Source organism: Nocardia sp. X0981, from assembly GCF_977089955.1.
Genome location: NZ_OZ372435.1, coordinates 3,873,879 through 3,897,941 on the forward strand (window position 1 = coordinate 3,873,879; position 24,063 = coordinate 3,897,941).

At 67.5% G+C, this 24,063-nt stretch carries 21 protein-coding genes; 13 read left to right on the plus strand and 8 right to left on the minus strand.

Going from position 1 to position 24,063, the window contains the following annotated elements; all coding sequences use genetic code 11:
- Positions 1 to 7 precede the first annotated feature (7 nt).
- The 3 genes from ACYR7D_RS17420 to ACYR7D_RS17430 are packed head-to-tail and all read right to left on the minus strand — an operon-like array spanning position 8 to position 4,253.
- A complete protein-coding gene (locus ACYR7D_RS17420; protein ID WP_459545632.1) occupies positions 8 to 1,462 on the minus strand; it encodes a FadD3 family acyl-CoA ligase in 1,455 nt (484 codons plus the stop codon).
- Entirely contained in the window at positions 1,459 to 2,655 is a 1,197-nt protein-coding gene (locus ACYR7D_RS17425) for an amidohydrolase family protein (protein ID WP_459545633.1), read from the minus strand. Before ACYR7D_RS17425 ends, ACYR7D_RS17420 begins: the two co-directional genes overlap by 4 nt.
- A gap of 35 nt (positions 2,656 to 2,690) precedes the next feature.
- Positions 2,691 to 4,253, minus strand: coding sequence for an AMP-binding protein (locus ACYR7D_RS17430; protein WP_459550199.1), 1,563 nt, complete (start codon positions 4,251 to 4,253; stop codon positions 2,691 to 2,693).
- Between the two features lie 165 nt (positions 4,254 to 4,418).
- On the opposite strand from ACYR7D_RS17430, the gene ACYR7D_RS17435 reads away from it, so the two are divergent.
- Entirely contained in the window at positions 4,419 to 5,135 is a 717-nt protein-coding gene (locus tag ACYR7D_RS17435) for an enoyl-CoA hydratase/isomerase family protein (RefSeq protein WP_459545634.1), read from the plus strand.
- Positions 5,136 to 5,154: 19 nt separating this feature from the next.
- Here ACYR7D_RS17435 and ACYR7D_RS17440 read toward each other — a convergent pair whose 3' ends face one another.
- Positions 5,155 to 5,745 (minus strand): TetR/AcrR family transcriptional regulator, encoded by a 591-nt coding sequence (locus ACYR7D_RS17440; protein WP_459545635.1) that lies wholly within the window; start codon positions 5,743 to 5,745, stop codon positions 5,155 to 5,157.
- Positions 5,746 to 6,081: 336 nt separating this feature from the next.
- Between ACYR7D_RS17440 and ACYR7D_RS17445 the strand changes: the two genes are divergently transcribed.
- Together ACYR7D_RS17445 and ACYR7D_RS17450 are read left to right on the plus strand one after the other, a co-directional pair.
- Positions 6,082 to 7,350, plus strand: coding sequence for a cytochrome P450 (locus ACYR7D_RS17445; RefSeq protein WP_459545636.1), 1,269 nt, complete (start codon positions 6,082 to 6,084; stop codon positions 7,348 to 7,350).
- A 61-nt stretch (positions 7,351 to 7,411) separates the two neighbouring features.
- The gene (locus ACYR7D_RS17450) at positions 7,412 to 8,248 is read left to right on the plus strand and encodes a mycofactocin-coupled SDR family oxidoreductase (RefSeq protein WP_459545637.1); all 837 of its coding nucleotides are present in this window, start codon (positions 7,412 to 7,414) and stop codon (positions 8,246 to 8,248) included.
- An 18-nt stretch (positions 8,249 to 8,266) separates the two neighbouring features.
- Here ACYR7D_RS17450 and ACYR7D_RS17455 read toward each other — a convergent pair whose 3' ends face one another.
- The 3 genes from ACYR7D_RS17455 to ACYR7D_RS17465 all read right to left on the minus strand — a co-directional run bounded on the left by ACYR7D_RS17455 (position 8,267) and on the right by ACYR7D_RS17465 (position 10,713).
- Positions 8,267 to 8,575 (minus strand): hypothetical protein, encoded by a 309-nt coding sequence (locus ACYR7D_RS17455; protein WP_459545638.1) that lies wholly within the window; start codon positions 8,573 to 8,575, stop codon positions 8,267 to 8,269.
- Positions 8,576 to 8,944: 369 nt separating this feature from the next.
- Positions 8,945 to 9,841: a serine hydrolase gene (locus ACYR7D_RS17460; RefSeq protein ID WP_459545639.1), complete on the minus strand. Its 897-nt coding sequence runs from the start codon at positions 9,839 to 9,841 to the stop codon at positions 8,945 to 8,947.
- The gene (locus tag ACYR7D_RS17465; RefSeq protein ID WP_459550200.1) at positions 9,838 to 10,713 is read right to left on the minus strand and encodes a LysR family transcriptional regulator; all 876 of its coding nucleotides are present in this window, start codon (positions 10,711 to 10,713) and stop codon (positions 9,838 to 9,840) included. Before ACYR7D_RS17465 ends, ACYR7D_RS17460 begins: the two co-directional genes overlap by 4 nt.
- Positions 10,714 to 10,876: 163 nt before the next feature.
- Here ACYR7D_RS17465 and bla point away from each other — a divergent pair, with 163 nt between their 5' ends.
- Positions 10,877 to 11,827 (plus strand): class A beta-lactamase, encoded by a 951-nt coding sequence (gene bla, locus ACYR7D_RS17470; RefSeq protein ID WP_459545640.1) that lies wholly within the window; start codon positions 10,877 to 10,879, stop codon positions 11,825 to 11,827.
- A 49-nt stretch (positions 11,828 to 11,876) separates the two neighbouring features.
- On the opposite strand, the gene ACYR7D_RS17475 is transcribed toward bla, so the two are convergent.
- Positions 11,877 to 12,368 (minus strand): GNAT family N-acetyltransferase, encoded by a 492-nt coding sequence (locus ACYR7D_RS17475; RefSeq protein WP_459545641.1) that lies wholly within the window; start codon positions 12,366 to 12,368, stop codon positions 11,877 to 11,879.
- Between the two features lie 455 nt (positions 12,369 to 12,823).
- Between ACYR7D_RS17475 and ACYR7D_RS17480 the strand changes: the two genes are divergently transcribed.
- From ACYR7D_RS17480 to ACYR7D_RS17520, 9 genes are all read left to right on the plus strand, one after another.
- Complete coding sequence (locus ACYR7D_RS17480; RefSeq protein WP_459545642.1) at positions 12,824 to 14,437, plus strand: SMP-30/gluconolactonase/LRE family protein; 1,614 nt, start codon at positions 12,824 to 12,826, stop codon at positions 14,435 to 14,437.
- The gene (locus tag ACYR7D_RS17485; RefSeq protein ID WP_459545643.1) at positions 14,434 to 15,279 is read left to right on the plus strand and encodes an SDR family NAD(P)-dependent oxidoreductase; all 846 of its coding nucleotides are present in this window, start codon (positions 14,434 to 14,436) and stop codon (positions 15,277 to 15,279) included. Before ACYR7D_RS17480 ends, ACYR7D_RS17485 begins: the two co-directional genes overlap by 4 nt.
- Before the next feature lie 58 nt (positions 15,280 to 15,337).
- The gene (locus ACYR7D_RS17490) at positions 15,338 to 16,711 is read left to right on the plus strand and encodes an aromatic ring-hydroxylating oxygenase subunit alpha (protein WP_459545644.1); all 1,374 of its coding nucleotides are present in this window, start codon (positions 15,338 to 15,340) and stop codon (positions 16,709 to 16,711) included.
- Positions 16,712 to 16,752: 41 nt separating this feature from the next.
- The gene (locus tag ACYR7D_RS17495; protein WP_459545645.1) at positions 16,753 to 18,576 is read left to right on the plus strand and encodes a flavin-containing monooxygenase; all 1,824 of its coding nucleotides are present in this window, start codon (positions 16,753 to 16,755) and stop codon (positions 18,574 to 18,576) included.
- Positions 18,577 to 18,605: 29 nt separating this feature from the next.
- On the plus strand, positions 18,606 to 19,520 hold the full coding sequence (locus ACYR7D_RS17500; RefSeq protein WP_459545646.1) for an SDR family NAD(P)-dependent oxidoreductase: 915 nt from the start codon (positions 18,606 to 18,608) through the stop codon (positions 19,518 to 19,520).
- A 2-nt stretch (positions 19,521 to 19,522) separates the two neighbouring features.
- Positions 19,523 to 21,229, plus strand: a complete 1,707-nt coding sequence (locus ACYR7D_RS17505) for a thiamine pyrophosphate-binding protein (protein ID WP_459545647.1) — start codon at positions 19,523 to 19,525, stop codon at positions 21,227 to 21,229.
- Entirely contained in the window at positions 21,229 to 22,665 is a 1,437-nt protein-coding gene (locus tag ACYR7D_RS17510) for an aldehyde dehydrogenase family protein (RefSeq protein ID WP_459545648.1), read from the plus strand. The genes ACYR7D_RS17505 and ACYR7D_RS17510 overlap by 1 nt, the downstream gene beginning before the upstream one ends.
- 93 nt (positions 22,666 to 22,758) lie before the next feature.
- On the plus strand, positions 22,759 to 23,160 hold the full coding sequence (locus ACYR7D_RS17515) for a DUF427 domain-containing protein (protein ID WP_459545649.1): 402 nt from the start codon (positions 22,759 to 22,761) through the stop codon (positions 23,158 to 23,160).
- A complete protein-coding gene (locus tag ACYR7D_RS17520; protein ID WP_459545650.1) occupies positions 23,157 to 24,062 on the plus strand; it encodes an acyl-CoA thioesterase in 906 nt (301 codons plus the stop codon). Before ACYR7D_RS17515 ends, ACYR7D_RS17520 begins: the two co-directional genes overlap by 4 nt.
- Position 24,063: the final 1 nt, after the last annotated feature.

The window sequence follows — 24,063 nt, forward strand, 5'->3', positions numbered from 1 at the left end:
GGCACTGTCAGCGCAACCGGTCTTTCATCACTTTGCCGGTGGCGTTGAGCGGTAGCTCGTCCAGGAACACCACCGAGCGCGGCACCTTGTACCCGGCCATCCGCTCCCGGCACCACGCGAGGAGCTCGGCGGCGCTGATCTCCTGGCGCGCGACCACGAACGCTCTGCCCACCTGGCCGAGCCGCTCGTCGGGAACTCCGATGACGGCGGCCCGGGCCACCTTCGGATGCTCCAGCAGGAAACCCTCGATTTCGGCCGGATAGGCGTTGAACCCGCCGACGATGTACATATCCTTCTTACGCCCGATGACCTTCAGCCGCCCGGCGTCGTCGAGGCTGCCCAGATCGCCGGTGTGCAGCCAGCCGTCGGCGTCGATCGCCGCCGCCGTGCCCTCCGGGTCGTCCAGGTAGCCCTGCATCACGCTGTAGCCACGGATGAGTACCTCGCCGTCCTCGGCGATACGCAGTTCGATCCCGTCGCAGGCGCGGCCCGCGGTGGTCGCGATCTGTTCGAAGGTATCGCCGGGGCGGGAGGCGGTGGCCGTGCCCGCCTCCGTCAGGCCGTAGCCGGTCATGATCGACCGGAACGGCAGCTCCTCGCGGATACGCCGGATCAGGTCGACCGGGATATCCGCCGCTCCCGTGACAGCGGCCCGCAGCGACGAGATATCGTGCGTGCCCCGGTGTTCGAGAAGGGAGTGGTACAGGGTCGGTGGTCCCGGAAGCATGGTCACCCGTTCGGTTTCCACGAGTTCGAGCACCCTGCCGATATCGAAGACCGGTACCGGCAGCATGGTCGCGCCCCGGATCAACGACGATACGATCCCGGCCTTCAGGCCGAAGGTGTGGAAGAACGGGTTGACGAGCAGATATCTGTCGCCTTCCCGTAGATCCGCCAGATCGCACCATTCCGCGTAGAGCCGCAGTGTCTGCAGATGGTTCATCATCACGCCCTTGGGGCGTCCCGTGGTGCCCGAGGTGTAGATGATGTCGGCGATATCGGTACCGGCGACCTCCCGTTCGAACGGCGCGCCGCTGCCGAGGAAATCGGATTTCAGATCGACCACGGGCACTCCGGGAGGTGCCGGATAGTCCGCTCCGAGGAATCCTTTCTGCACCAGCAGGATCCGGGCACCGCTGCGGCGGATGACATCGGCCGCTTCTTCGGCTTTGAAGCGGGTGTTCACCGGTACCAGCACCCCGCCTGCGGTGAGCAGGCCGAGTGCGGCGACGATCCACTCCGCGGAGTTCGGGGCCCAGATCGCCGCCCGGTCCCCTGTACCGATACCCGCCGCGGCGAAGGCACCCGCGGCCCGGCGTACCCGGTCCACGAGTTCGATATAGCTCCACCGCCGTTCGCCGTCGACGACCGCTTCGGCGTCGCCGAAGCGGTCCGCCGCGGACAACACCAGCTGCGGAATGGTCTGCCGGCCCGCTGCCGCCTCCGGGCCCGACTCGCTCATACCCCGAGCAGCCGCGCCAGGTTGCCGCCCATGATCTTGGCCTGGTTCTCCAAGGGCATGTCCTTGATCTCGTGGATATAGCGGGCCGGTTCGGCCAGGCCCTCCGGATGCGGCCAATCGGAGCCGAACAGCACATGGTCGGCGCCCATCACCTGCGACAGTCGTTCCAGATCCTCTTCCCAGAACGGGCTGACATAGAGGCTCTGTTTGATGGCCTCGATCGGATCCCGGAAACCGAAGCCCTCCGGTGCCTTCTTGTAGACGTCGGACAGTTGCTGCAGCAACGGTTCGAGCCAGGCCGAGCCGTTTTCGATAACGGCGATCTTCAGCTCGGGGAACCGGTTCAACGCGCCGTGGCACACCCAGGAAGCGACCGCGTCGGTGACCGGACGCCACTGGTTGGTCATGGCGAAGGTGTTGGTCTGGAAGGGGAGCATCTCGAGGCTGTTGCCGTCCCATTCGGCGTCGAAGCGCGAATAGCCACTGTCGGAGGAATGCATGGTGACCAGGACGTCGAGCTCGACGACTCGTTTCCAGAACGGATCGAATTCCGGCAGGGCGAACGACCGCATGCCCTTGAAACCGGGGACCGGGGCCGGGCGTACCAGGATCGCCTTGGCGCCGTGTTCGACGACGGCCCAGTTCAGTTCGTCGATCGCCCGTTCGACGATCGGCAGGGTGATCACCGGCACGGTGAAGATCCGGCCGGAGTGGACGAAACTGCCGTCTTGACCCCAGTCGTCGAGCATCCAGCGGTTCAGTGATTCGATCACCGCGTGGATCAGCTCGGGATGGTGGCGCATACGCTCTTCGACCAGGCTGGCCAGGGTCGGGAACATCAGCGCCCGCTGCAACTGGAGATCGTCCATGACCTTCAGCCGGGCCTCGGGATCACGGAAGGCGTCGATCGCTTTCATCGATTTGCCGAAGATCTCACGCCGGCTCTTGCCCTCGGGGTTGCCGTGTTTGAAGTACTCCTCCATGGCGCCGGGGCGGGCCACGACCTCGAAGGTGGGGTTGGGGATGTACTCGCTGATCCGACCGAGTACCGCGATCTTGGTGCGGCCGTTGATCTCGACGTACTGGATCGCCCCCTCGTACTCCTTGGGCAGGTGCCGGGTGAGCGCTTCCTTGGTCTCGTAGAGATGGTTGTCGGCGTCGAAGAGCTGGTAGGGCAAATCCACTTTGGTCATGAGATCCTCCTTGGCTATTTATGAGAATCGTATTCTCATAAAGGGTCGGTCGCAACGGCTTCGCTCCGCGCCGCGGCCAGATCGCGCCGGACGGCGAACTTCTGGATCTTTCCGCTGGGCGTGCGCGGGAAATCGGCGACGATATGCAGTTCCTCGGGCCACTTCTGTTTGGCGAGGCCCGCGCGCTCGAAATGCGCGCGCAAGGCCGCGAGATCGGGTTCGCGGTGTGCCGGCAGGCAGCGCACGACCGCGGCGGTGCGCTCACCGAGCCGCGGATCCGGTACGGCCACCGCGATTCCCTCCGCCACTCCGGGCAGGGTGAGCAGTACCTCCTCCACCTCCAGCGCACTCACGTTCTCGCCGCCCCGGATGATGATGTCGGATTTACGGTCGGTGACGGTCAGATAGCCGTCGGGGTCGCGGGTGCCGATATCGCCGGTGCGGTACCACCCGTCGGCGTCGAAGGCGCGGGCGGTGAGCGCGGGATCGGTGTAGCCGAGGCACAGATCCGGGCCCCGGCTGATGATCTCGCCGTCAGGGCCCAGCCGGATCTCCACCCCGGGTAGGGCGGCACCGTCGGTGAACATGCGTTTTCCGGCGGGAGCGGTGGCCGGTGAGCCGGTGACCGAGGGATGCTCGGTGCTGCCGTAGGACCGGAAAACGGTGATTCCGAGGTTTTCCAGCCGGGTGCTCACCGCGGCCGGTACCGGCGCCCCGCCGAGCCCGGCGTAGCGCAACTGCCGGAGATGGGCCGGCCGGTAGTCCGGGTGATCCAGCAGGCTGGTGACGAAATAGCTCACGCCGCCACCGACGCAGATGTTCTCGGTGGCCATGAGCTCGAGCACCCATCCCGGATCCCAGAGGTCGATCAGATGGATCGGAGCGCCGTCGAGCACCGGGATCAGCAGTGCGTTGAGCATGCCGATGAAATGCCCCACCGGCGCCGAGGTGAGCTGGTCGCCGCGGTCCGGTGGATACATCCCGGCCAGTTGGCGGACCTCACAGGCCAGGGTGTTGTGACTGTGTACGACGCCCTTCGGAGCGCTGGTGGTGCCGGAGGTGAAGGCGATGCACGCGGGGCCGTCGGGGTCGGTGGCGAGCACCCCCGGCATCGGTTCTGGATCGAGGAGGTCGTCGAAATCGCGTCCGACCACCCCCACCACGGGAACCGTGGTGCTCGACCGGGGATCGAATTCGTTGTGGCCGAAACGTTCGCAGGTGACGAAGACCTTCGGTTCCACCGCGGTGAGGATGTAGTCGAGTTCCTTGCGGCCGTAGAAATGCGCGATCGGCACGACGGTGGTGCCCAGGAGTGCGGAGGCCCAGTAGGTGACCGCCGCCTCCATCCAGTTGGGGAGCTGGAAAGCGACGATATCGCCCGGGCCCACCCCGCGACGGTGTAATCCGGCGGCCAGCCGGCACGCGATATGTTCCACGCCGGCGAAGGTGCCCGAATACGGGTGGATTCGGGAGTGCGCCGCGAAGGTCGTCGTGGGAGCGGCGGCGAGGCCGCGGGCCAGGAGTTCACCGAGCGTTTCGTCGGCCCACCACCCGGCTTCGCGATAGCGACGGGCCAGTTCGGGAGGGATCGTGCGCAGGGGCGAGCCGGGCCCGGAGGTGGTAGCGGAGCGTGGCTCTGGGGGGCCGTCGTTCGTGCGCCCTGGATACGGCATCTGGAACTCCCGATCCGCCGCCGGAAACCGGCGGGAAAGTATATTGTTCTCTAGCTAAGAGAATCACATTTCCGTCGAGGAGAACAAGTTGTGATCGAGCTCGAACGGGCGGACGGTCTGGCCGTCGTCACCGTCAACCGGCCGCATGCGCGCAACGCGCTGGCCCCGGACACGATGGACGAGCTGGCGAAGGCGATCGACGGCGCGGCCGGTGCCCGGGCCCTCGTCATCACCGGAGCGGGCGATCGCGCGTTCGTTTCCGGGGGAGATCTCCGCGAGCTGGCCGCGTTGCGGACCGAGGAGCAGGCGGCCGCCATGGCGAACCGGATGCGGGAGGTGTGCGATAAGCTCGCCCGCTTCCCGGGACCGGTGATCGCCGCGCTGAACGGGCATGCGCTGGGGGGTGGCGCCGAGGTCGCGGTGGCCGCGGATATCCGGATCGCCGCGGACGATATCGCCATCGGGTTCAACCAGGTGGCTCTGGCGATCATGCCGGCGTGGGGCGGAGCCGAACGGCTGGCACGGCTGGTGGGCCACGGCCGGGCGCTGCTTCTGGCGGGTACGGGGGAGCTCGTGTCCGCCACCGACGCCGAACGCCTGGGCCTGATCGATCGGGTACTGCCGCGCGCGGATTTCGCCGCGGGGTGGCGTGCTCTGGCGGCCGCGCTGGCCACCCCGGCCGCAGGGGAGATCAAACGGGTCGTCTCCGGCGCGAGCCGGGAAGAGGCGGTGGCGGCCTTCGCTCGGCTCTGGGTGTCCGACGCGCACTGGGCTGCGGCGGACCGGGTGCTGAATCGGAGGAGGTGAGCTCGTGATACGGGGCCGCTTACGGCGAGAGCGTGTTCTCCAGGAGATCGATCTCCCGCTCCGCGAACGCGAAGGTTTCGGCGTGGCCCGCCGTCATACCCAGTGCCTGTTCGAGGACCACCATCCGGGCCGAACTCGTCATCAGTACCGAGAGCACCTCGGCCGGAAAGCGGTTCGTATCGACGCCGTACTCGCCGAGCAATCGGGCCAGTGCCTCGGTCTGTGCCGCGCGGAACCGTTCGGAGTAACGGACCACTTCGGTCCGGATCGCCGACCGGTGATTGGCCAGCCCTACGAACTCCATGGTGAACCGCGCCGCCGTGGTGTCCGTGCTGAATTTCCACAGCGCATGCAGGGGGCGATCGGATTTCAGCACCCGCGTCAGGGTTTCGAGACCCTCGTCGGCCCGGCGGCGGAAGAGTTCCAGGAACAACTCGTCCATGGACCGGAAGTAGTAGTGCACCAATTGCGGTTTGAGTCCGGCGTGCTCGGCGATCCGGCGCGAGGTCACCGCCGCCCAGCCCTTTTCCAGCATCAGCTGTTCCGCGGAATCCATCAGGACGCCGCGGTTCTTGGCGTCGGGCGCGCCGAGCCGCCGGGGTGATGACATGTTTCGGCCTCCTCCAGGATTTCCGCGTGGTGACGCCGGTCATCGGGTCACCGGGGATCGTATCCCGCGGCCACGGAGTGTTGACGTCCTCCCGTCGCCCATGCTAAGCATGTGCTCAGCATCACACCTGAGCGGTCGCTCAGCAGGGGTCCTCCCGGTCGGCGCCCGGGGTGTGGTGTGGTCCGGCGCGAGGAGGCTGCCGTGGGGAATTCGCGACGGCGGCACGCGCGCCCGGTGGCAGGTATCGCGGCGGCGAGCGGGCCGCGGCGCGACCGAGCCGGTATCGACCGGTTGTCCCCGGCCGGCGACAGATTCTGCTGATATCAGGAGGTTCCCGTGACCGATTTCGATACGGTCGACTACTTCACCGACCCCTCGCTGGTGCCGGATCCCCATCCCTACTACGACCATCTGCGCGCCAAATGCCCGGTGACCCGGGAACCCCACTACGGTGTCTGGGCGGTCACCGGATACCAGGAGGCCACTGACGTCCTGCGCGATTCGGACACCTTCTCCTCGTGTATCGCTGTGGGTGGCCCGTTCCCGCCGCTGCCGTTCACCCCCGAGGGCGACGACATCACCGCCCAGATCGCGCGGCACCGGACCCAGCTGCCGATGTACGAGCACATGGTCACCATGGACCCGCCGGACCACACCGCCGCCCGGTCGCTGCTCAACAAACTTCTCGTGCCCTCGCGGCTGAAGGAGAACGAGGAGTTCATGTGGAAACTCGCCGACAAACAGCTCGACGAGTTCATCGACGACGGCCGCTGTGAATTCCTCTCCGCCTACGCCAAGGTCTTCACCCTGCTCGTGATCGCCGACCTGCTCGGCGTTCCGGAGGAGTATCACGAGGAACTGCGCGTCAACCTCGCCGGCGGGCCCACCGTGGGGTCGATCGACAAGGAGATCGTGCCCACGAATCCGCTGGAGTGGCTGGACAACCTGTTCGGTGAGCTCATCTCCGATCGTCGTCGCAACCCGCAGGACGATGTACTGACCTCACTGGCCCGGGCGAAATATCCCGACGGCTCGACCCCGGAGGTCATCGACGTGGTTCGTACCGCGACGTTCCTGTTCGGGGCGGGTCAGGAGACCACCGCCAAACTGCTCGGCAGCGCGATGCAGTTCATGACGGTCCGGCCCGATCTGCAGGACGCGCTGCGCGCCGACCGGAGCAGGATCCCGGTTTTCATCGAGGAGACACTGCGGATGCAGGCGCCGGTGAAAAGCGGATTCCGGCTGGCGAAGAAGCCGGTGGAGATCGGTGAGGTGGCACTGCCGGCCGGTTCTTTGGTGATGGTGTGCCCGGGCGCCGCCAACCGCGACCCGCGCCGTTTCGATAATCCGCACGAATTCGATCTGGACCGTCCCAATTTCCGCGAACACATGGCCTTCGGCCGCGGGGTGCACACCTGCCCCGGCAGTCCGCTGGCACGTGTGGAGGGCCGGGTCTCGCTGGAGCGGATTCTGGACCGGATGCTCGATATCCGGCTCGACCCGGAAAAGCACGGCTCCGCCGAGGATCCCCGGTTCACCTTCGAGCCGACGTTCATCCTGCGCGGCCTGACCGAACTGCACCTCACCTACACGCCGAACTCCTGAAAACCCACCACCACGACAGGATCCAGTTCTCCTACTGCTGGAACCGGGAAAAGAGGTAGTCATGACCGGACGGGTCGAAGGCAAGGTCGCCTTCATCACCGGCGCGGCACGCGGTCAGGGTCGCAGCCATGCCGTACGGCTGGCCGAAGAGGGCGCCGACATCATCGCCGTCGACATCTGTAAAACGATCGATACGGTGGAGATCCCGCTGGCCACTCCGGAGGATCTCGCCGAAACCGAGGAACTGGTGAAGAAGACCGGCCGCCGGATCGTCACCGCCGAGGTCGATGTCCGCGATTCCGCCGCGCTGCGGGCCTCGCTCGCCGAAGCCGTGGGGGAGCTGGGCAGACTGGATATCATCGTCGCCAACGCCGGGATCGCCAGTGGCGGCGACACCCTGGCCGAGACCGATGAACAGGTCTGGCAGGACATGATCGACGTCAACCTCAGCGGTGTGTGGAAATCGGTGAAAGCCGGTGTCCCGCATATCCTGGAGGGCGGCCGGGGCGGTTCGATCGTGCTCACCAGCTCGGTCGGTGGCCTCAAGGCCTATCCGCAGACCGGCCACTACGTCGCCGCCAAACACGGTGTCGTGGGCCTGATGCGGGCGTTCGCGGTGGAATTGGGTCAGCACTCGATCCGGGTCAACTCGGTGCATCCCACCCATGTGAGCACCGCGATGATCATGAACGAGAAGACGTTCAAGATGTTCCGTCCCGATCTGGAGAACCCCACCGCCGACGATATGGCGCCGATCTGCCAGATGTTCCACACTCTTCCGGTGCCGTGGGTGGATCCGATCGATATCAGCAATGCCGTGCTGTATCTGGCTTCGGACGAGGCCCGCTACCTCACCGGCGTAACCCTGCCCGTGGATTGCGGGTCGATGCTGAAGTGACGGCGCGCGGCGGAGCGCTTACTGCTGCGCCGTCGCCGACGGCGGGATCGGCCGCGAGCGCCGATCACCGTCGTCCTGTTTACCGCAGGTCGATACCAGGAGGGCGATGATCAACATTCCCATCATCGCCGCAACGGCGAGCGGGACCTTGGGCTGACGCAGTTCCTCGGCTTCGTCGTGGGCCGCTTCCAGCGGCAATTGGTACTGGATGAGGGTTAACGCAGGCTCCGCATCGACGGCCGGGGTTCCGCTGGACCGGTTCGCACCTCGTTCGGCGTTCTCGGGGGCCGACGGCGATCCGATTTCCAACACTTGACCACTGATCATGGCTGAAATGGTATCGGCATCCGACCGGCAGGTATCCAATAATTTCCCACCATTGGGAGCTTTCGTGCTCGGCTGGAACGCGGATCGGCGGGGTTTTCCGGCCCTTGTGAGCGTATCGGTGATACCTCGGGCGGGCGGCCGGGCGCCGGTTTCCGTCTTGTGAACAGCGAAGGATCCGGCGACGGTCTGATTTTCTAAAGCATTGTCGCACAAGGAAATTCGATACGAATCGTCACTCGACCGGCCGGGCTTCTCCGGTATCGGACGCTATCGGATCGGGGTGCCGATGCCGGGCCGGTCGCCACCTGTGGGCGGGAGCATACCGTCTGCCGGAAGTGGGATGGGTCTCCCGAGGTTCCGAGACGGACATCACTCGAGGGGCAGGGTCCGGCGCAGTTCGGTGACGGCGATACGAGCGCCTTCGGCAATGGCGGCGTCGACCGCCGGGAGCGCCGGGTCGGCCCGGGCGGCGCGGGTGAACACCGCCACCGCGACCGGATATTCGCGCGGGAACTCGACGACGGCGACCTCGTTGCGAATGATGCCGATGGTCCCGGTCTTTCCCGCCACCGCCACCCCGCGATGCGGGAAACCGGCGGCGATCCGGTGCGGCCAGACCTGGCGTCGCATCACCGCCCTGACGAAATCCGTCTGCTCCGGCGACACCACCCGCCCCCGCCAGACGGCGGACAGCAGCCGGGTCATCTCCTCCGGCGTGGTGGCGCTCGTATAGGCGGGATCGTACGCGGAGACGGTCCACGCCTCGTCGTTGTCGGTGAGCGCGGCGAAAGCCTCGACCGTGCTGTGCGTATCGGTATCCCGGACCAGGCTGCGCTGGATATCCGCCGTCCCCCCGATGAGACGAGTGGCCGTGAGACCCAGCGAGTCCAGTAGTTCGTGTACCGCGGTCAGGCCGATCTCGCCGAGCAGCAGATCCGCGGCGGCGTTGTCGGACACCGTCATCATGGAGGTCGCCAGATCACGGCGGCTCATGGTGACCGGATCGTGCAGGGCGGAGATCCCGGTCGGTCCGGGGGTGCAATCGGCCGGGTTCAAGGTCAACCGGGCGAGCGGATCCAACCGGCCGGCGTCCACGGCGCGGCAGTAGGCAAGGAGGAGCGGCAGTTTGTAGACCGATGCGGTGACCACCCGCTCGTACCCGCCGATGGAGATCTCCTCGGCAGTGCCGTCGCAGCGGCGGGCGTGCAGCCGCCCGGTGCACCCCGCGTCGGCGAATACCGCCCGGATCCGTTCGGCCGCGGTCACCGCAGGCGTTCCCGGTACAGCACCCCGTCCAGGGCATCCGCCTGGCCCTCGGCGCCGGGGCGGTGGATCACCCGGCAGCGCAACGCCACCGTCTGCGGTGCCATCCGCAGCCACGCGACACCGGGGATATGCGACGGCGGAGTGGTGGTGAGACCGAAGCACGCTCCCGCGGCGACCGCGGCGAGCACCGCGCGATCGTCGTGCACCGTAACGGCCGGTGCGTCCAGGCCCCGTTCGCGTAGCAGGTCCCGGACCGTGTCGGAGGCAGGCGGATTGGCGGCGCGCGGATAGGTGGCATAACCGAGGCCGGCCAGCATCGGGAAGGCCGGGCGTCGGCTCGTGGCGCTGCGATGGTCGGCGGGGACCACGACCCAGCGCGGTAGTTTCACCACGGGCCGGGCCTCGACACCGTCCACCAGTGCCGGATGTTCGATCACCGCCACATCGCAGAGTCCGGAACGCACCGCCGCCACCAGATCGACGGTGCCGCCCACTGTGGTGGACACCGCGGCGCCGGTGGTCTTCCCGGTGCGCAGAACGGTGACGCAGGCGGTGACGATCCGATCGGGGAGCGCCGCGGTCGCGCCCCAGTGCACTGTGCCACGGGTCCGGGCGATCCGCTCGGCTTCGGCGAGAAACCGTTCGGCGTCGTCGACCAGCAGCCGGGCCCGGGGCAGGAGCTGGCGGCCGGCCGCGGTCAGCACCGCCCCCTGCCGGGTGCGGTGTACGAGTTCGACGCCGAGCTTGGTCTCGAGCCGGCGCAGGCCCTGGGACAGCGGTGGCTGTGTCATATCCAGGGCGGTGGCCGCCCGCCCGAAATGCCCCTCATCGGCGATGGCGACGAAATAGCCGAGATGGCGGATCAGGTCCATAGCGATATTGAACCAGCGGGCGTTCGTGAGTCGGTCCACCTGCCGATTCGCGGGCCTGGTCCGATACCGAAACAGGGATTGAGCTGTATCTATATCAAATGTGAATGACATGCGGGAGTGTCGGATATTGGCGCCGTTCGCCGGGGCGGTGTGTGCTGCGGGTGTGAAACCGATCCGATCCGCATACCGCATGCCGGTGGGCCGCCGGTTGTCGGCGATCGTGCTGGTGGTCGCCGCCCTGATCACCGGCGCCTGCGGGGCCGATACCGGCACCACCGGGAACTCGGCCACATCGGCCGCCGACGCACCGGAGATCGCGGAGTTGGGCACTACGTTGCTCACGCTCGAGGATCGGTACGACGTCCGGTACGGGATCGCCGCGTACGAACCCGCGCGGGGCAAGACCTTTCACTGGAATGCCGGGGACCGGTTCGGGATGGGCTCGGTCTTCACGGTGTACGCGGTGGCCGCTGTTCTGCGGCTCGCCGAACGCGGGGAGCTGGATCTGAACGAACGGGTGCCGATCGATCCCGAGAACATCGTGCCGAACTCGCCGACCACGAGCTACCACGCCGGTGAGACGTTGAGCTGGTACGAGTTGAGCCGCGCCGCGCTCGTGCGCAGCGACGGTACCGCCGCCAATATGCTGTTGCGCCGCCTGGGCGGGCCGCGCGCGGTCACCGATCTGGCACGTACCGTCGGCGATACCGAAACCCGGCTGGATCGCTGGGAACCCACGCTGAACGAGGCCACCCCCGGCGATCCGCGCGACACCAGCACCGCCGCGGCCCTCGCGACCGGCTACCATCAGCTGCTCCTCGGCGGTGCCCTGGACACGGTGCATCGCCGCATGCTCACCGGGTGGTTGCGCTCGAGCGTCACCTCGCGGGAACGGATACGTGCGGGCCTACCGCTGGGCTGGGTCGCGGCCGACAAAGCCGGTGGCGGCAGCTACGGTGCCGCGAACGCCGCCGGGGTGGTATGGGGTCCCACCGGGCGCTCGTTCGTGCTGGTGATATTCAGCCGCTCCACCATCGGCTACCCCACTGCCGCCCCCGCCGACGTGGCCGTGGCCGATGCCGCCACAGCAGTCCTGAAGGCCATGTCGAAGTGAGTGTTCCGGTGTGCTCGTACGGCCGGGCGACCCACGGGCCGGCGATCGGTCACGGGGAGCCGAGTTCCTTGTCCATATGGATCGACGAGATCCGGTACCCGCTGCGGCGGTACAGCGCGATGGCCGCCGCGTTGTCGCCCACCACGTTCAGGCCGAGCCGGGTGCCGCCCCCATCCGCCACCAGCCGTTCGACGGCGGCGAGGATCGCCGAACCGTAGCCTCGGCGCCGGAACGGTTCGTGTACGTCGATGTCGTAGAGCCAGGCGGAATCCGCCGTGCCGGTGGTGGCCTGGGGGTCGGGCCCGACCCATGCGTCACCGACCACCTCGCCGTCCTCGTTCTCGGCGACGACGAGATGGTGTCCTTCGGTATCGCGTCCGGCGGGCAGGAAGTGGGCCGTGCCCTGTCGTGCCCGCTTCCATGCCTCGTCCGCGGGCATGAACCTGCCGAGTTCCCGGGCGCCTTCGGCTTCGCGATGCCGCGTGGCCTGTTCGTACTCCGCTTCCGTCATTTTCCGCAAGGTCACCTTCGGTATGTCCATGGCGACCATCTTCGACGGAAGGGCGAGCGAGGCAACCGAATTCCGGCCGGAGTGGCGCGGCGGCCACCACAGCTGCCGTCGTGGCAACCGGAGAACCGCGGGCCGGTATGGGCTCGGGTCCGGGAAGCATCCGGGGGAGTGGGCCGGGTGCGTGCCTGGCCCGGCTGTGACCGCTACGCCGGTGGCCCTCGCGCGGCGAGGTGCTCCGCAATCTCGCCCGAATCGAATATTTCCCGAATTGAGAATGGTATTCTCGCTGGTGATGCCGGGTCGGCGTACGCCGGTTCGCGGTAGCGCTCGGGTATGCCCGTTGCGGCCCGCGTCAGGTTTCTTTCATCCTTACAAAGATTGCAATACTTGTTGCACTTGTAGGTATAGGGCGTTAGATTCCTTACAAGTCCGCGACATCGGGGCGGATCAACGCCAGCGGCCGGGTCGGTTGGGAGTCAGTCGGAATGTTGCAGCAGGAGGCCCGCTATCGAGGCGGCCGATCGATCGGGCTCGCGGCGGGCTGGAGCCAGCGGCGCGTCACGCCACCGAGCCGGTTGTTCGGCGCCAACGGGCTGCGCACGGGGCCGGACGGCCGGATCTACATCGCCCAGGTGACCGGAAGCCAGATCAGCGCCCTCGATATCGACACCGGCGCACTCGAAACCATCAGCGCCAAGGGCGGCGATATCGTCGCACCCGACGACTGCGCTTTCGACCCCGCCGGAAATCTGTACGCGACCGAGGTGATGGACGGTCGTGTCAGCGTCCGCCACACCGACGGCACCACACGGTTGCTGCGCGCGGATCTGCCCAGCGCCAACGGCATCACGGTGTACCGGGGCCGGCTTTTCGTCAACGAATGCCGGCCCGGTGGACGCCTCATGGAACTGCCGTTGGACGGCGGTACGCCGCGCATCCTGCTGGAGAACCTGGCCCAGCCCAATGCCATGGAGGTCGGCCCCGACGGGTTGCTCTACTACCCCGTGATGGGCACCAACGAAATCTGGCGGGTCCATCCCGACGGCGGCGAACCCGAGCGGGTCGCCGGTGATCTCGGCGTACCGGACTCGGTGAAATTCGATTCCGCGGGATACATCGTGTCGACCCAGGTGGCATCCGGCCAGGTGCTGCGCATCGATCCACGCACCGGCGAGAAGACGGTACTGGCGGATCTCGGTCCGGGCCTGGACAACTGCACGCTGGTGGACGGCCGGCTCTTCGTCTCCCATTTCACCGGTGAGATCACCGAGATCCGATCCGACGGGAGCACCCGCACCACCCTGCCGGGCGGGCTGAACTGGCCGCTGGATCTCACCGTGGGCCCCGACGGCACCCTGTTCGTCGCCGACGGCACCTATTTCTACGCCGCCGGGCCCGACGGTCTCGAAACCGTGGGCATGCTGTTCGGTCCGGCCTACCCGGGATTCATCCGCGGGGTGACCGCCACGGGGCCCGGCGAATTCGTCGTCACCACCTCCGGCGGCCAGATCACCCGCTGGCGGCCCGCCGCCGGGGAGAGCGAAATCCTGGCCGGCGGGGAAGCGCCGTTCGATCAGCTGTACGGGATAGAGACCGGGCCCGGGGGCCGGACGGTCGCCGCGGAGTTCGGCACCGGCCGGGTCATCGGGGTCACCGGCAGCGGCGGCTTCGAGATACTGGCCACGGGGCTCGCCGGCCCCCTCGGCCTCGCCTTCACCGCGGGCGGTACCTGCCTGGTCGCCGAATCCGGTGCGGGCCGGATCGTTTCGGTGACACCCGCCGGGGTGGACACGGTGGTCGACGGGCTGGACACCCCGCAGGGCATCCTCGTTCGCGGCTCCCGGCTGCTGATCGTCGATTCCGGTGCGAAAACTCTTGTCGCGGTCGATCTGGATACCAAGGCGCGCGAGGTACTGGCCTGGAACCTACCGGTGGGTGCCCCGCCCGGGGTCGTTCCGAAACCGCTGCTGGGCATGCCGCCGTTCTCGGGCCCCCAGGGGCCGTTCGCCGGGATCGCCGCCGCGGCGGACGGAACCCTCTATGTCTCCGCCGACGCCGAGGGCAGTGTGCTCGCGTTCCGGAAGGACGGGCAACCATGACCGGCGACTTCTTCGGCCTGGCCGGTCGCGTGGTGATCGTATCCGGTGCGGGCGGCGGCGGAATCGGCACCGCGGTGACCAGACTGGTCGCGCAGGCGGGCGCGACGGTCCTGGGTGTGAGCCGGGGCGCGGAGAACCTCGCGAAATACGTCGGACCCCTGGCGGCAGAGGGACTGAAGGTGATCCCGGTGCAGGCCGACGCCGCCACCGACGAAGGAATCGCCACCGTGCTGCGGGCCGCCGGCCGGGCCGGCGGCGACCTCTACGGCCTGGTGAACATCGCCGGGGGCGCCGCCCCCGCCACCTGGATGCCGGCCACCCGGGTGACGCGGGCGGACTGGCGCGCGCTGTTCCAGCAGAACCTCGAATCGATGTTCTTCATGAGCCAGGCCGTGGCCGCCGAGATCGCCGGCCGGGGCCGGCCGGGATCCATTGTCTCGCTGTCCTCCATCAGCGGGATGAACACCGCCCCCTTCCACATCGCCTACGGCACCGCGAAAGCCGCGCTGGCCGCCACCACCCGCACCCTGGCGGTCGAACTGGCACTGCGCGATATCCGGGTGAACGCCGTCGCACCGGGTGTCACCGAAACCCCCGCGTCGGGGACCTACGTCGACGAAGACGCGGACCGCGACCGGCGCGCCATCGCGATGGGGCGGCGCGGCCGCCCCGAGGAGCAGGCCGGTGCCGTGCTGTTCCTGCTCTCGCGGTTGTCGTCCTACATCACCGGTCAGACGATCCTGGTCGACGGGGGACTGAACCTGAAATGGACGCATCTGGGCGCCGACAACACCTCGCTGTTCCTGAAGGACGAGGGTTTCCGCGCCGCCATCACCACCTAGCCACCGATATGTACCGCACCGACACCGACTGTCCCCGGCCCCGGGGTGGGAGAACGCCATGAGCGAAACCGTCGACGATATCGCCACGAACACCGAACCGCTGTCCGCACCGATGACGATCGGGGTGGAGGCGTATCTGAGCCCGGAATACGCCGCGGCCGAACGGGACAAGCTGTGGCGCAAGGTGTGGCAGCAGATCGGCCGGGTCGAGGAGATCCCCCGCGTCGGCGACTACCTCACCTACGAGATCCTCGACGATTCGTTCGTCATCGTGCGCACCGCACCCGATACGATCCGCGCCTACCACAATGTGTGCGCCCATCGCGGCCGCCGGCTGATCGACACCCCGCCGGGCGAACGTAACGCCAAGGGCCGTAAGAAGCAGTTCGTCTGCGGTTTCCACGGTTGGCGCTACGACCTCGAAGGCCGGAACACGTTCGTACCCGAGCGCGAGGACTGGCCGTGCGGGCTCACCGAACGCAACGACGGCCTCGTCGATGTGCGGGTGGACACCTGGGGTGGCTGGATCTGGATCAACCCGGATCCCGACGGCACGGAGAGCCTGCGCGACTACCTGGAACCCGCGGCCACCCTGCTCGACCCCTTCCACCTGGAGAACATGCGCTATCGGTGGCGGCGCTGGCTGGTATTCGACTGCAACTGGAAGGTCGCGCTCGAGGCCTTCATGGAGACCTATCACGTGCCCTACACCCACCCCGAGTTCATGAACTTCGGCATGTTCCTGGGCTGGGCGCGGGCCCAGGGCAAACACAGCAATATCGGATACGACGCGCCGAAAGGTATGGAGGAGAACCAGGGCAAGCTCCGTATCGGCCACGGACCCGACGCCCGGAAATCCACCATCGACCTGCAGAACTTCACCTGGGAGAACGCCAATACCAACACCACCTGGACCATGGTCGAGGCGGCGCGCCGGCTCGTCGACGAGCTGCCCGAGGGCACCCCGGCCCCGGAGGTCATGCAGCACTGGCTGGCCTCGGCCCGCGCCGACGACGAGAAGCGCGGTGTCATCTGGCCGGTCGTATCCCCGGCCGAGGTCGCGGCGGCCGGAACCGCGTGGCAGATCTTCCCGAACTTCCAGATCGGGCACGCGGTGAACAATATGCTCTGCTACAGCGCCCGGCCCTACGGTGACGACCCGGGCACATGTATTTTCGAGGCCGCCGTGTACGAACTCTTCCCCGAAGGGGAGGAGCCGGAAACGGAATGGGTGCACACCCCACAGGACGATCCGGGCTGGCGCACCGTGCTGCCGCAGGATTTCGACAATATGGCGGCGGTGCAGCAGGGTATGAAGACCCAGGGTTTCACCGGCCCCAAACCGAATCCCTATCGCGAGCGCAGCATCGTCAACCTGCACCACAACCTCGCGAAGTACATGGGCACCGGCGCCCCGCGCGACCTCGCCTGATCCCGGCGCCACCGGCCCGATCCATCCACCGAGGAATCCGAATGAACAACTGCGCACCCACGCGGACCCCCGAGATCGACCATGCCGCGCTGCGGGCCACATATCTGGCCGAACGCGATAAGCGGCTGCGGCCGGAGGGACAGCAGCAGTACGTGGTGACCGAGGACGGATTCACCGGCTTCTTCGAAGGCGACCCCTACACCCCGGTGGCGCCCCGGGAACCGTTGTCGGCGGATATCGATGTGGTGGTCCTCGGCGGCGGCTGGGCGGGTCTCATCGCGGGTGCGCGGCTGACCCGGGCCGGGGTGACGGATTTCCGGATCATCGAACTGGGCGGCGATTTCGGCGGTGCCTGGTACTGGAACCGGTATCCGGGAATCCAATGTGATTCCGACTCCTACTGTTACCTGCCGCTGCTGGAGGAGACCGGGTACATCCCGGCCCAGAAATACGCCTACGGTGATGAATGCTTCGAGCACGCACAGCGCATAGGCAAACACTTCGGTCTGTACGAGAAGGCGATCTTCTCCACGATGGTGAAGTCCCTGGAATGGGACGGGTCGCTCGAGCGGTGGCGCATCGGCACCAACCGGGACGACGATATCCGTGCCCGGTTCGTGGTGATGGCACAGGGACCGTTCAACAAGCCGAAACTGCCGGGTATCCCGGGCCTGAGCGATTTCACCGGCCATATGTTCCATTCCGCCCGTTGGGATTACGCCTACACCGGCGGAGATATGCGCGGGGGCCTCACCGGTCTCGAGGACAAAACGGTCGCGGTGATCGGGACCGGGGCCAGCGGGGTCCAGGTGATCCCGCATATCGCCCGCGCCGCCGAGCATCTGTACGTCTTCCAGCGCACACCGTCCTATATCGACGAGCGCGGTAACGTCCCCACCGACCCCGAATGGGTGGAATCGTTGCGGCCGGGCTGGCAGTCGCGGCGCCGCCGCAATTTCCACACCGCCGCCTTCGAGGCGTTCGCGCCGGGCCAGCCGGACCTGGTATGTGACGGCTGGACCGAGGTCAGCCGCAATGTTCAAGCCTATCTGGACGAGAACAACCTCTGGGCGGAGGTGACACCGGAGAAATTCGCCGAGATCCGGGAGATCCAGGACTACCGGGCGATGGAACGGATCCGGCAGCGGGTGGATGCTGTCGTCGACGATCCGGTGACCGCGGCGGCGCTCAAACCGTATTACCGATTCCTGTGCAAACGACCGTGTTTCAACGACGAATACCTGCCCACCTTCAACCGCGACAATGTGACGCTGGTCGATGTCTCGGCCACCAAGGGGGTCGAACGGATCACCTCGAAGGGCATCATCGCGGCCGGGGTGGAACACGAGGTCGACTGCATCGTTTTCGCCAGCGGTTTCGAGATCACCACCGGACTCGAACGCCGCTACGGTATCCATCCCTTCACCGGCCGCGACGGGCGCTCGCTCTACGACCACTGGTCGCGGGGTTACCGCACCCTGCACGGCCTCACCAGCGACGGTTTCCCGAACATCTTCTTCACCGGATTCATCCAGGGCGGTGTCACCGCGAGCACCACCGATATGTTCGATCAGCAGGCCACCCATGCCGCCTACATCATCGGTGCGGCGCTGAACCGGGATGCGCGGACGGTGGAACCGACCACCGAGGCCGTGGACCGCTGGTGCGCCACCATCCGGGAAACCGCCGTAGACAACAGCGACTTCCAGCGTGAATGCACCCCCGGCTACTACAACAACGAAGGGGAGCGCACCATCCGCTCCCATCTCGGTGAACCGTACTGGCCGGGTTTCTACGCCCTGGAGGACATCCTGCGGAGCTGGCGGGAAACCGGCCGCCTGGAGGGGCTGGCGCTCGGCGCATGACACGCCGTGGCCGAGAGTTGGGAGAAGCGTTGTCCGAGATGCGGTTCGACGGGCGCGTCGCGGTGGTCACCGGCGGCGGCCGCGGTTTGGGGCGGGCGTATGCCCTGCTACTGGCGGCCCGGGGCGCCGCGGTCGTGGTGAACGATGTGGGCGGCGGTATCCCGGGTGATGGCGGCGATGCCGAAGTGGCCGGGGCGGTGGCCGAACATATCGTCGCCGCCGGTGGGCGGGCGGTCGTGAATACCGATTCGGTGGCCACCCCGGAGGGTGGCCGGGCGATCGTGGCGACCGCGCTCGACACCTACGGCCGCATCGATGTGCTCGTCCACAACGCGGGTACGGTGCGTTCCGCTCCACTCACCGAGATGAGCTACGCGGATTTCGACTCCGTACTCGACGTCCATCTGCGCGGGGCGTTCCACGTTGTGCGCGCGGCATTTCCGGTGATGCGCGCGGCCGGCTACGGCCGGGTCGTCCTGACCTCCTCCATCGGCGGCCTGTACGGCAACCGGAACGTCGCCAACTATGCCGTCGCCAAGGCCGGCGTGATCGGGCTGTCCAATGTGGTGGCGCTCGAGGGCGCCGAATACGGCGTGAAATCGAATGTGATCGTGCCCGCGGCGATCACCCGGCTCGCCGACGGGCTCGATACCTCGAACTATCCGCCGATGGAACCGGAACTGGTGGCGCCCGCGGTGGGCTGGCTGGCCCACGAATCCTGCTCGGTCAGCGGGGAAATGCTGGTGGCGCTGGCCGGACGGGTGGCGCGCGCCTATATCGCGGAAACCCCCGGTGTCTACCAGCCGGAATGGAGTATCGAGGAGGTCGGGGCCCGGATCGGTGAAATACGCGACACCACGGATTCGTGGCTGCTGCCGGTCGTTCCCTCGGCACACAGCGACCATATCGGCCGGAGTTTCGCCATGGCCACGGGAGGAAAATGAGTATGGCGGTCAAAGTTTACGAACGGATTCTGGATCTCTTCGAAGCCGAGGGAATCGACACCGTTTTCGGTATCCCGGACCCGAATTTCGTTCATCTCTTCCACCTCGCCGACGAACGGGGCTGGAACGTGGTGGCCCCGCATCACGAGGAATCCGCGGGGTTCATGGCCGAAGCCGTCTCCCGGATGACCGGTAGGGCCGCGGTGTGCATCGGTACCCTCGGTCCCGGCGTAGCCAATATGGCCGGCGCCATGATGTGCGCCAAGGTGGAGAATTCGCCGGTGATCTTCCTGGGCGGTCAGCGCGCCCGGATCACCGAACAGCGGGTCCGCCGGGGCCGGATCCAATTCGTGAAACAATCCGGCCTGTTCGAACCGTCGGTGAAATACGCGGCCAGTATCGAATACGCCGACCAGACCGACGAGGTCATCCGCGAAGGTCTGCGCAAGGCGCTGTCGGGCACCCCCGGCCCGGTCTATATCGAATATCCCTCCCATGTGATCCAGGAGGAACTCGAGGTCGCCCCGCCGCTACCGCCGGAGCGCTACCGCCTGGTGGGCCAGACCGCGGGCCAGGACAAGGTGGATGCCGCCGCCGAACTCATCCGGCAGGCGCGGCAGCCGATCCTGCTGGTGGGGCATGGGGTACACACCGCGCGGGCCGGTGCCTCGGTGAAGGCGCTGGCCGATCTCATGGCCTGCCCGGTCATCCAGACCTCCGGCGGCACCTCGTTCATCGCGGGACTGGAGGACCGTACCTTCCCCTACGGATTCTCGCCGTCGGCGGTGGAGGCGGTGGTGGAATCCGATCTGTGCCTGGCCATCGGCACCGAACTCGGCGAACCCGTGCACTACGGGCGCGGCCGGCACTGGGCGGCCGGAGAGGAGCAGCGGAACTGGATCCTGATCGAGCAGGACCCCACCGCCATCGGCGTCAACCGCCCCATCGACGTACCGCTGGTCGGCGATCTGCGGGCGATCGTCCCGCAGCTCACCGCGGCCCTGAAGAACACTCCGCGCACCCCGACCCCCGAACTCGCGCGGTGGATCGAACAGGACGCCTCCCGGCTCACCGAACTCGCCGAGAGCGCGCCCACCGGCGGTACCCCGGTCCATCCCGCCCGGCTGGTCGTGGAGGCCACCAAGGATTTCCCGGCCGACGGGATCCTGGTCCGCGACGGTGGCGCCACCACGATCTTCGGCTGGACCTACACCCAGTGCAAACCGCACGACGTGATCTGGAACCAGAACTTCGGTCACCTCGGTACCGGGCTGCCCTACGCGGTGGGCGCTTCGGTCGCCGACGGCGGGAAACGCCCGGTACTGATGATCACCGGCGACTCCTCGTTCCAGTTCCAGATCGCGGAACTGGAGACCGCGGCGCGGCTGAACCTGCCGCTGGTCTGCGTGGTCGCCGTGGACTACGCATGGGGGCTCGAGGTCGGGGTGTACAAGCGCACCTTCGGGCACGGATCCCGCGAAACGGCGGTGCACTGGAGCAAGGACACCCGGCTCGACAAGGTCGCCGAGGGCTTCGGCTGCTACGGCGAATACGTCGAATCCGACGCCGAGATCGCCCCCGCCGTCGAACGTGCCTTCGCCAGCGGTAGACCGGGCGTTGTCCACGTCGCCGTGGATCCGAAGGCCAATTCCGAGGAAATGCCGAGCTACGACGAGTTCCGCACCTGGTACGCGGAAGGGATGCAGTGATGCGCGAATATCCGAGGTTCTATATCGGCGGCAAGTGGACCGAGCCCGTGCGGGAACGGACCATGGAGGTGATCAACCCCGCCACCGAGGAGGTATGCGGGCGGGTGGCCGTGGGGTCGGCCGCCGATGTGGATGCCGCCGTCACCGCGGCCCGCGCGGCATTCCCGGCGTGGTCCGCCGGTACGGTGGCCGAACGGCTCGACCTGTTCCGGGCCATCGGCGCCGAATACACCGAGCGCACCGGTGATCTCGCCGCGGCGTTGACCGAGGAGATGGGCGCTCCGAGCGGGCTGGCCGGTGGGTTCCAGGTCGATCTCGTGGTCGGGCATCTGCGGCAGGCGGCCGAGGTGCTGGAGAACTACCGGTTCGAGGAGCAGCGCGGCGCCACCCTGATCGTGAAGGAACCCATCGGTGTCTGCGGCCTCATCACGCCGTGGAACTGGCCGATGGCCCTGATCGCGGTGAAAGTGTTTCCCGCCCTGGCCACCGGGTGCACCATGGTGCTCAAACCGTCCGAGCGTTCGCCGTTCACCGGGCAGATCTTCACCGAGGTGCTGGCCGCGGCGGGGGTGCCGGCCGGGGTCTTCAATATGGTGCAGGGCGACGGACCGAGCGTCGGTGTGCCGCTGTCCGCGCATCCGGGGGTCGATATGATCTCGTTCACCGGCTCCACCCGCGCGGGTATCGATATCGCCCGCAATGCCGCGCCCACGGTGAAGCGGGTGGCGCAGGAACTCGGCGGTAAAGGGCCCAACATCATCCTCGACGACGAGGATCTCGCCACCAATGTGGGCCGGGGTGTCGCCGATATGATGGGCAATTCGGGCCAGACCTGCAGCGCGCCGTCGCGCATGCTGGTCCCCGCGAACCGGATGCGGGAGGTCGTCGCGGCCGCGCGCGCCGCTACCGAGGGCCTCACGGTCGGCGATCCCACCGGTGCGGTCGCCGTCGGTCCGGTGGTCGCGGGCTCACAGTTCGACCGGATCCAGGCCCTCATCCAGAAGGGGATCGATGAGGGCGCGACCGTCGTCGCCGGTGGTACCGGCCGTCCGGACGGCCTGGAGAAGGGGTTCTATGTCAAACCCACCGTGTTCGCCGATGTCACCAACGAGATGACCATCGCGCGCGAGGAGATCTTCGGGCCGGTCCTGGTGATCATCGGTTACGACACCGTCGACGAGGCCGTCGATATCGCCAACGACACCGATTACGGTCTCGCGGGTTTCGTCGCGGGTCGTGACCTCGACCGGGCTCGCGCCATCGCCCGTCGCCTGCGGGCCGGATCGGTCGCCATCAACGGCGGTTTCGATTTCGCCGCCCCATTCGGGGGCTACAAGAAGAGCGGTAACGGCCGCGAATGGGGTGCGGCCGGATTCGAGGAATACCTGGAGATCAAAGGCATCCTCGGGTATGCGCCCGAAGCGGCCGAGGCGTAGCCCGACGCGGAACCTCACCCCGGGCGTCGGCAGGCTCCGCCCGGCCGCCGTTCGAGCGGTGATACCCGGTGCGGCAACGAGATCGGAGGAGTCATGAGCGAAGAACCCGCCCCGTCCGGCTACCGGGAGCGCCCCGACTACCGTGTGGAGCTGCTCGCCCGCACCAATGTGATGACCGCTGTTCACGCCGGGCAACGGCTGGCGAGCAGCGATTCCTGCCTTCTGGTGGACGAGCAGGATCACGGGCTGGTGGTGTACTTCCCGCCCGGCGCGGTGGACCTGAGCCTGCTCGAAACCGTGGAGCTGCGCACCGTCTGTCCGTTCAAAGGACGGGCGTGCTACTGGACCGTGCCCGGCAGCGACCGGCCGTGGCTCGCCTGGAGCTACCCCGAGCCGCATCCTCAGGTGGCGCGGCTGGCCGGATACATCGCGTTCGATCAGGCCGCGGTCGAGGTGACCATCGGCGCCGGCCGCTATACCGGAGTCCGGCGGTGACCGGCCTGCCCGCCCCGGAACCGGCCGACGGAGCGCCGGAGTCGTCGATGGCACGTATGGTGGCGATATTCGACGTCCGGCCGGATCCGGCGGTGCCCGCCCGTTTCTCCGGTGACAGCGACGGCGGCGGCCGACGAGTGGTCGACGGCAGCCAGATCCTCGGGCAGAGCATCGTGGCCGCGGCCAAATCCCTCCCCGGCCGGACCGTGCGCACCGCGCACGCGCTGTTCGTCTCCGCGGCCGATCCCGATATCGCCCTCGAGTTCACCGTGACACCGATCCGGACCGGACGCAGTTTCGCGAGCGCCACGGTCACCGTCCGGCAGGATTCGAAGGTGCGGGTGAGTTGTGCGATTCTGCTCGACGAACCACAGCCGGACGTGGTCCGGCGCGATATTCCCGCGGGTCTTGCGGTACCGGGGCCCGCGGAGGCCGTCCCCGCCGCGAATCTGCCGCTGCCGGGACGGGAGGTCCGTATCGTCGGCAGTACCGATATCGACGACCCCGGCGAAGTGGGTCCGCCGGTGGTGGACGCATGGCTGCGGTACGCGACCGTTCCGGACCGGGACGAGCTGCGCCGAGCCGTACTCGCCCATTTCACCGGGCATCTGGGGATCTCCACAGCGCTGCGGCCCCATCCGGGCCTCGGCACCGCGCAGGCCCATCACACCCTGTCGACCGCGCCGATGGGAATCGCGGTCACCTTCCACGAGCCCGTGCGCTGGGAGGGCTGGCTGCGCTATCACCACGAAGCCACCTATGTGGGCGCGGGCACGGCGTATATCCGCGGCCAGATCAGTACCGAGAGCGGTCGGCTGATCGCCTCGTTCACCCAGGACGCCATGATCCGCGCCTTCGCGCCGGGGCCGGTCACCGAGATACCCGCCGCGGCGCGGCTGTAGC